This is a genomic window from Pseudomonas mandelii, assembly GCF_002251635.1.
In the GTDB taxonomy this organism is placed as follows: Bacteria; Pseudomonadota; Gammaproteobacteria; order Pseudomonadales; family Pseudomonadaceae; genus Aquipseudomonas; species Aquipseudomonas mandelii_B.
Genome location: NZ_NMOJ01000216.1, coordinates 1 through 8,307, shown reverse-complemented (window position 1 = coordinate 8,307; position 8,307 = coordinate 1). Strand labels below are relative to the sequence as shown.

Here is an 8,307-nt window from a genome sequence, read left to right as displayed (position 1 = left end):
GCAGGGTTGGCCTCAGCCCTGATCAAGAGAATAATGCCCCCCTTTGTATAAAGGAGAGACTCACCCCATGTGGTTCAAGAACCTGCTTATCTATCGCCTGACCCAAGATCTGCCTGTTGATGCCGAGGCGTTGGAAGCGGCAATGGCCACCAAACTGGCGCGCCCTTGTGCAAGCCAGGAGTTGACCACTTACGGTTTCGTCGCGCCTTTCGGTAAAGGTGAAGANGCACCCCTGGTGCATGTCAGCGGCGACTTCCTGCTGATCTCCGCCCGTAAAGAAGAACGCATCTTGCCGGGCAGCGTCGTGCGTGACGCCGTCAAGGAAAAGGTCGAAGAGATCGAAGCCGAACAAATGCGCAAGGTCTATAAAAAGGAACGGGACCAGATCAAGGATGAAATCATCCAGGCCTTCCTGCCGCGTGCGTTTATTCGTCGCTCGTCGACCTTCGCCGCCATCGCGCCGAAACAGGGCCTGATCCTGGTCAACTCGGCCAGCCCGAAACGCGCTGAAGACNTGCTGTCGACCCTGCGCGAAGTGATCGGCACCCTGCCGGTACGCCCGCTGACGGTTAAAACCGCACCGACTGCGATCATGACCGACTGGGTCACCACCCAGAAACCGGCCGATGACTTCTTCGTCCTCGACGAATGCGAACTGCGCGACACCCACGAAGATGGCGGCATTGTGCGCTGCAAGCGCCAGGACCTGACCAGCGAAGAAATCCAGTTGCACCTGACCACCGGCAAAGTCGTGACCCAATTGTCCCTGGCCTGGCAGGACAAGTTGTCCTTCATGCTCGACGACAAGATGACCGTCAAGCGCCTGAAGTTCGAAGACCTGCTGCAGGATCAGGCTGAACAAGACGGTGGCGAAGAAGCCCTCGGCCAGCTGGACGCCAGCTTCACCTTGATGATGCTGACCTTCGGCGACTTCCTGCCGGCGCTGATTGAAGCGTTGGGCGGTGAAGAGCTTCCGCAAGGGATCTAAAGGCTGGTGATACTAATGTGGGAGCGAGCCTGCTCGCGATGAGGGCGTGACATTCAACATTGAGTTGACTGACACCCCGCCATCGCGAGCAGGCTCACTCCCACATTTGGTTTGTGATGGTACTTAAAATAAGGATCAGGCCATGCGCGCCCTCGCTGCATTGAGTCGTTTTGTCGGCAACACCTTCGCTTACTGGGTTCTGATTTTCGCCGTCGTGGCGTTTCTGCAGCCNAGNTGGTTCATTGGCCTCAAAGGCGCCATCGTGCCGCTGTTGGGCCTGGTGATGTTCGGCATGGGGCTGACCTTAAAACTTGAAGACTTCGCCGAAGTCGCTCGCCATCCGTGGCGCGTGGCACTGGGCGTGGTTGCACATTTCGTGATCATGCCCGGCGTGGCGTGGTTGCTCTGCCAGGCGTTTCACCTGCCGCCGGAAATTGCCGTCGGCGTGATTCTGGTCGGCTGCTGCCCAAGCGGCACGTCGTCCAACGTGATGACTTGGCTGGCGCGGGGCGACCTGGCGCTGTCGGTGGCAATCGCCGCCGTCACCACCCTCCTCGCCCCGCTGCTCACACCGGCGTTGATCTGGCTGCTGGCGTCGGCCTGGCTGCCGGTGTCGTTCATGGAGTTGTTCTGGTCGATCCTGCAAGTGGTGCTGCTGCCGATCGTGCTCGGTGTGGTTGCCCAGCGCCTGTTGGGCGATCGGGTGCGCCATGCGGTGGAAGTGTTGCCGCTGATTTCGGTGGTGAGCATTGTGATCATTGTCGCGGCGGTGGTTGCGGCGAGCCAGGCGAAGATCGCCGAGTCCGGCCTGCTGATCATGGCCGTGGTGATGTTGCACAACAGCTTTGGCTACCTGCTGGGCTACTTCACCGGTCGGTTGTTCAAGCTGCCGCTGGCCCAGCGCAAATCCCTGGCGCTGGAAGTCGGTATGCAGAACTCCGGTTTGGGCGCCGCGCTGGCCAGTGCGCACTTCTCGCCACTGGCGGCGGTGCCTAGCGCGTTATTCAGCGTCTGGCACAACATTTCAGGGGCGTTGCTCTCGACGTATTTCCGCCGCATGAGCGAAAAACAAGACCGGGAAACCGCGGCTCAGCAAGCGGCCGAGTAATCCGCAAACTTGATCCCCGGGTTAATGATGGGCACTCTATGGCGCAACGCGAGGACGACCTCGCGGCTCGATCGAGTCATTAATCTGGGGACGACCCCGTCAATCGATGGAGGTCTTTCATGTCCTGGATCATTCTGTTTTTCGCCGGCCTGTTCGAAGTTGGCTGGGCCGTCGGCCTGAAATACACCGACGGGTTCAGCCGCCCTATCCCGACCGCATTGACCGTTGCAGCCATGGCGATCAGCCTTGGCTTGCTCGGCCTTGCCATGAAGGAATTGCCGCTGGGCACGGCCTATGCGATCTGGACCGGTGTGGGTGCCGTGGGCACGGTGATCGCCGGGATCATTCTGTTTGGTGAATCCATGGCGCTGTTCAGGCTGGCCAGCGTGGCGTTGATTATTGCCGGGTTGATTGGCCTGAAGGTCAGCGCCTAGGCCACTACCGCTATCGCGGGCAAGCCCGCTCTCACAGGGTTCAGTTTTATGCCTGCCATCTGTGGCACGCCAAAAAACCTGTGGGAGCGGGCTTGCCCGCGATGAGGCCCCCACACTCGCCAACTATCTAACGGTCCCACGCAAATCCCCGACCATCGCCTGCAACTTCGCCGGTTCCGCCGCCTCAACTGCCACCGCCGGCCCTGCCACCAACGTCACCNGCGACCAGATCCGATGAAAGAACCCCTTGTTCGGATCGCGACTGAAGAAACTCCCCCACAGCCCCTGCAACGCCATCGGAATCACCGGCACCGGTGTCTCTTCGAGAATGCGCACCAGCCCGCCCTTGAACTCACTCATCTCCCCGTCAGCGGTCAACTTGCCTTCCGGGAAGATGCACACCAGCTCACCGTCCTTCAGGTATTGAGCGATACGCGTGAAGGCTTTTTCGTAGATTTGAATATCTTCGTTACGCCCGGCAATCGGAATCGCCCCGGCCGTACGGAAGATAAAGTTCAGCACCGGCAAACGGTAGATTTTGTAGTACATCACAAAGCGAATCGGCCGACGCACTGCNCCACCGATCAACAGCGCATCGACGAACGACACGTGGTTGCACACCAGCAAGGCTGCGCCTTCATCCGGAATCAGTTGCAGATTGCGATGCTCCACCCGGTACATGGAATGGCTGAGCAGCCAGATCATGAAACGCATGGTGAACTCAGGCACGATGCTGAAGATGTAGGCGTTAACGCCGATGTTCAGCAGCGACACCACCAGAAACAGCTGCGGGATCGACAGCTCGACCATNCTCAGCAACAGGATCGACACGATCGCCGAGACCACCATGAACAGTGCGTTGAGAATATTGTTGGCTGCGATCACCCGCGCGCGCTCGTTCTCGGCGGTGCGCGACTGAATCAGCGCATACAGCGGCACGATATAGAAACCGCCAAAAATCCCCAGGCCCAGAATGTCGATCAACACCAGCCAGGTGTGGCCAAACCCAAGGATTTCGATCCAGCCGTGGCCGTCAACGCTGTCTGGAATACCGCCGGAATGCCACCACAGCAGCAAGCCAAACACCGTCAGGCCAAACGAGCCGAACGGCACAAGTCCGATCTCGACTTTGCGTCCGGAGAGTTTCTCGCAGAGCATCGAACCGAGCGCGATACCCACGGAAAACACCGTCAGAATCAGCGTCACCACGGTCTCGTCGCCGTGCATCCATTCCTTGGCGTAAGCCGGGATCTGCGTCAGGTAGATCGCGCCGACAAACCAGAACCACGAGTTGCCGACAATCGAGCGCGACACTGCCGGCGTCTGCCCCAGGCCCAAACGCAATGTGGCCCAGGATTGGCTGAAGATGTTCCAGTTCAGGCGCATTTGCGGCGATGAGGCCGCCGCCCGGGGAATGCTGCGACTGGCCAGGTAGCCGAGCACCGCGACAGCGATGATCGCGGTGGACACGATGGGCGCGTAATGGGTGGACGACATCATGATCCCGGCGCCAATGGTGCCGGCCAGGATCGCCAGGAACGTGCCCATTTCCACCAGGCCGTTACCGCCCACCAGCTCATCGTCGTGCAGGGCCTGGGGCATGATCGAGTACTTGACCGGGCCGAACAGCGCCGAGTGCGTGCCCATGGCAAACAGCGCCAGCAGCATCAGTTCCAGGTGATCGAACAGGAAACCCACCGCGCCGATCGCCATGATGGCGATTTCGCCAAGCTTGATCAGACGAATCAGCGCGTCCTTGTTGAATTTCTCGCCAAATTGCCCGGCCAGCGCCGAGAACAGGAAAAACGGCAGGATAAACAGCAGGGCGCACAGGTTGACCCAGATGGAGCGGTCACCGTCGAGGGTGAGTTTGTAGAGAATCGCCAGGATCANCGACTGCTTGAAGACGTTGTCGTTGAACGCCCCGAGGGACTGCGTGACAAAGAACGGCAGGAAGCGCCGGGTGCGAAGCAAGGTGAACTGTGAGGGGTGGCTCATCTTCCATGTGTCCCTGAGATTGGGTAAAGAGTGGCTTGGGGATTTGTTATTGGAATGTCGAACGTCGATCCAGGCCACACATTACCTAATCTTTGCCGGTTATTTCTTTAATCCTGCAATGCACGGCGAGACAAACAACTCGCCCCGCCACGCGCCCTGCACGGTGCGTTTGGAGACGATCAGCCACATCACCACCAGCATCGCCACCAGCACGCAGCCAAAGATACTGAAAAACGCCAGATTCAAGGTGCTGCCCAGTTTCAACGTCGTCAGAGAATAGACGCCCAGCGGGAAGGTGAAGCCCCACCAACCCAGGTTGAACGGGATACCGTCGCGCAGGTAACGCACGGTGATCAGCACCGCCATCAGCATCCACCAGAAGCCGAAGCCCCACAGCGTGATCCCGGCCACCAGGCCCAGCCCAGCCGCAATTTCACCGATGCCCGGCAAGCCGTTGGCCGCGAAGATCGCCGGAGCATCGGCCCCCAGCAGCAACATGCCCAACGCCCCGGTGCCGATCGGCCCCAGCGCCAGCCAGCTGGAGGCGGCCATGTTTTCGTGAGGCAGTTTATGCAGCGCCATGCGCAGCATCAGGATGGTCAGGATGCTGAACGCCACCGGCAGGGAAAACGCCCACAACACGTAGCTGGTCGTCAGTANCACCAGTTGCGAATGGGCATCGGCCAGGTGCGGTGCCAACAACCCCCCGCTGGCGGCCGCCACTTCCGCCGCGACCACGGGCAACAGCCACACGGCCGTCATCTGGTCGATGCTGTGTTCCTGGCGGGTGAACATCATGAAGGGGATCAGCACGCCGCAGGCCAGCGACATGACCACATCGATCCACCACAGCACCTCGGCGACATGAATCACTCCGTCGCCCCAGCGCGGCAAACCGAACACCAGGAAGCCATTGATGATGGTTGCCAACCCCATCGGGATGGTGCCGAAGAACATCGAAACCGTGGAGTGGCCGAAAATCCGTCGAGCCTCATCGAAGAACAGCACCCAGCGTGCCGTGTAGGCGGCGGTGAATAATACGAACAAGCAGATATTGAGCAGCCAGAGACCTTCGGCCACCGCGTTCAGACCGGGTATGGCGACGGGCAGTTGTGCCAGCGCCAATGCCAGTACGCCCGTGCCCATGGTCGCGGCGAACCAGTTGGGCGTGAATTGGCGAATGGCCTCGAGCGGGTGCTGCAAATGGCTGAACGGTTTGAAACCGGGTGTGGTGGTGTTGGGGCATGTCATGGCGAATTCCTCTCCTCTTGTGAGGTGGAATTCATGGTAGATCCGAATCGAATATCTATATAACGGGTAATATCTCTAACTGTTATCTGTTTTGTAGATATACCGTCAGACGCTGCCTTCCGTCTCGATCACCAGGATCCTCGCCGCACCTTGTGGATGAGCAACGTGTTCGGTGCCCACCGAGGCGTAGAAAATGTCGCCGATGTCGAGCAGCGTGTCCTTTTCAACACCGTCTTCGCGATAGCGCATCTGCACCTGGCCATCGAGCACGACGAACACTTCCTGCCCATCGTTGACGTGCCATTTATACGGCTGATCGGTCCAGTGCAAACGGGTGGTGATGCCGTTCATGTTGGCGATATCCAAGGCGCCCCAGGCTCGGTCAGCGGTGAAGGATTTGCTGCGGATGATCTTCATCGGTCGTTCCGTCGAAAGAAGTGGCGTTGCCAAGGCTAGCGATCATCGAACATCGGCGCCACAGACTTTGACTGGCTGTCGACGCATCAACGCGAGCAGAGCGCCGAGCGAAAGGACAATCAGCACCATGCCATAACCATCGGTCGTGGCCACCAGACCGAAGGCCCGTGTCAGATTCCCCGCCAGCAACGACGGCAGACAGAAGGCCAGATAGCTGAGCACATAAAACGCCGACATCAATCCGGCCCGTTCGTGGGGCAAGGCAAGCGGCACGACGCTGCGCAACGACCCGAGAAAACTGGCGCCGAAACCGCATCCGGCGACCAGCGTCCCGATGAAAAACAACGGCAGGCTGGCGCCGTGTACCGCCAGTAAAATCAGCGCCACACCGACGGGCAGAATGCTCGCGCCGACCCGCAAGACTTTGTCGGCCGGGCGACTGCGCAAGGTGTAGATCATCAGTGCACCGGTGACAGTCAGCACGGCGACTGTCGCACCGCCAATCAGATTGGAAGTCGATCCGGTGGCCGTCCGCACAAGGGATGGAGCGAGGGACGCGTAAAAACCACCGAGCGCCCAAGCGGCGGTGTTGATCGGCAGCACCAGCCACAACGCACGCCGTGCCTGGATGGGCACATGCAGGGTCGGGCGCAGCGACGCCAACGCGCCAGGTTGCGCACTGACGCTTTCCGGCAGACGCCAGACGTACAGCGCCTGCCACCCGAACAGCGCGAGCAGCACCCAAAAGGTCAATTGCAGCGGCAGTGGCGCAAACTCGGCCAGCAAGCCGCACCCCATGGCGCCGGCCGCCATGCCGAGCAGCGGTGCGACGCTATTGACCAGCGGACCTTGCTGGCGATCCGTGTCGAGCAGCGCGGCGCCCAACGCAGCTGTGGCCATCCCGGTAGCAAAACCCTGAAGCACCCGGGCACTGATCAACCAGGCGACGCTGTCGGCATTGATGAACAGCAGCATCGCCAGCATGTTCAGCACCACAGCGGTGAAAATCACCGGTTTGCGTCCCAGGTAATCCGAGAGCGAACCCACTGTGAGCAGCGCGGCGAGCAAGCTGATGGCGTACACACCGAAGATCAGGGTCAGGGTCGCTGCCGAAAACTGCAGGTGTTCCTGATACAAGTGGTACAGGGGTGTCGGCGCAGTGGAAGCGGCGAGAAAACTCAGTAAAGTGATCGCCAGGAACCACAGGCTGGAACGGTTTGATATCGAGCTGGACATNNGCACACTCCGCTAAAGCTAATATTTTGCTTTTGCGGAGTGTGCTACTGGCAAGCGCTTAAAGCAAATTCTTTGTGTTAAGGTTTTACGCATGGCNATTAAAGAAGGTTTACGCCCGGGCGGTCGAAGCGCACGGGTACAAGAGTCGATTCATTCGGCTGTCCGCGATCTGCTTGAAGAGCAGGACCGCTCGACCGTGACCGTCCCGCAAATCGCTGCGCGCGCGGGGGTGACGCCGTCGACCATTTATCGACGCTGGGGCGATTTGTCGGTGTTGCTGGCAGACGTCGCGCTGGCGCGCATGCAACCCGACAGCGAGCCGACCAATACGGGCANCCTGCGCGGTGACGTGCGAGCCTGGGCCGAGCAATACCTGGACGAGATGAGTTCCGAGCCTGGCCGCAACATGCTTCGCGACGTGCAATGCAGCACCACACCGGTCTACTGCACGACGATCATTGGCGGGCAGTTGCAGACGATTCTGGACCGTTACCCCGATCAGCCGAAGCCGAGTGTTGATCGATTGATCAACCTGGTGGCGGCACCGACGGTGTTTCGCATCCTGTTTTCGGCGACGCCGTTGGAGCTTGAGGAGCTGCATCAGCTGATCGAGATTGCGTTGAGTCAGTGAGGCCGCCTTCGCGGGCAAGTCGGGTCGCCCGACTTGCCCGCGAAGAGGCCAGCACTAACGCCAAAAATTGCGTTGAGTCAGTGAGGCCGCCTTCGCGGGCAAGTCGGGTCGCCCGACTTGCCCGCGAAGAGGCCAGCACTAACGCCAAAAATCCAGCAGACAAACACCCTGCGACACCCCACCACGCCACGACCTTGGTCGACACTGACTAACCCCGGCCATCGTGCGAGACTGTCTAACCGGG

At 59.9% G+C, this 8,307-nt stretch carries 8 protein-coding genes; 4 read left to right on the top strand and 4 right to left on the bottom strand.

Going from position 1 to position 8,307, the window contains the following annotated elements:
* The first annotated feature begins 67 nt into the window (after window positions 1-67).
* The 3 genes from rdgC (at window position 68) to sugE (ending at window position 2,530) form a co-directional block, all read left to right on the top strand.
* On the top strand, window positions 68-988 hold the full coding sequence (gene rdgC / locus B7L09_RS26545) for a recombination-associated protein RdgC (protein WP_094471352.1): 921 nt from the start codon (window positions 68-70) through the stop codon (window positions 986-988).
* 142 nt (window positions 989-1,130) lie between these two features.
* Complete coding sequence (locus tag B7L09_RS26540; RefSeq protein WP_094471351.1) at window positions 1,131-2,096, top strand: bile acid:sodium symporter family protein; 966 nt, start codon at window positions 1,131-1,133, stop codon at window positions 2,094-2,096.
* Window positions 2,097-2,215: 119 nt separating this feature from the next.
* Window positions 2,216-2,530, top strand: a complete 315-nt coding sequence (gene sugE, locus B7L09_RS26535) for a quaternary ammonium compound efflux SMR transporter SugE (RefSeq protein ID WP_094471350.1) — start codon at window positions 2,216-2,218, stop codon at window positions 2,528-2,530.
* A gap of 123 nt (window positions 2,531-2,653) precedes the next feature.
* On the opposite strand, the gene B7L09_RS26530 is transcribed toward sugE, so the two are convergent.
* From B7L09_RS26530 to B7L09_RS26515, 4 genes are all read right to left on the bottom strand, one after another.
* A complete protein-coding gene (locus tag B7L09_RS26530) occupies window positions 2,654-4,528 on the bottom strand; it encodes an MFS transporter (protein WP_094471349.1) in 1,875 nt (624 codons plus the stop codon).
* Between the two features lie 99 nt (window positions 4,529-4,627).
* Complete coding sequence (locus B7L09_RS26525) at window positions 4,628-5,779, bottom strand: TDT family transporter (protein ID WP_094471348.1); 1,152 nt, start codon at window positions 5,777-5,779, stop codon at window positions 4,628-4,630.
* Window positions 5,780-5,884: 105 nt separating this feature from the next.
* Window positions 5,885-6,196: a cupin domain-containing protein gene (locus B7L09_RS26520; protein WP_010456760.1), complete on the bottom strand. Its 312-nt coding sequence runs from the start codon at window positions 6,194-6,196 to the stop codon at window positions 5,885-5,887.
* Window positions 6,197-6,238: 42 nt separating this feature from the next.
* The gene (locus B7L09_RS26515) at window positions 6,239-7,432 is read right to left on the bottom strand and encodes an MFS transporter (protein ID WP_094471347.1); all 1,194 of its coding nucleotides are present in this window, start codon (window positions 7,430-7,432) and stop codon (window positions 6,239-6,241) included.
* A gap of 91 nt (window positions 7,433-7,523) precedes the next feature.
* Between B7L09_RS26515 and B7L09_RS26510 the strand changes: the two genes are divergently transcribed.
* A complete protein-coding gene (locus tag B7L09_RS26510) occupies window positions 7,524-8,063 on the top strand; it encodes a TetR/AcrR family transcriptional regulator (protein WP_094471346.1) in 540 nt (179 codons plus the stop codon).
* The last annotated feature ends 244 nt before the right edge of the window (window positions 8,064-8,307 follow it).

Coding starts and splice junctions, on each gene's coding strand:
- sugE (WP_094471350.1), top strand. CDS start 2,216: ATGTCCTGGATCATTCTGTTTTTCGCCGGCCTGTTCGAAGTTGGCTGG.
- B7L09_RS26520 (WP_010456760.1), bottom strand. CDS start 6,196: ATGAAGATCATCCGCAGCAAATCCTTCACCGCTGACCGAGCCTGGGGC.
- B7L09_RS26515 (WP_094471347.1), bottom strand. CDS start 7,432: ATGTCCAGCTCGATATCAAACCGTTCCAGCCTGTGGTTCCTGGCGATC.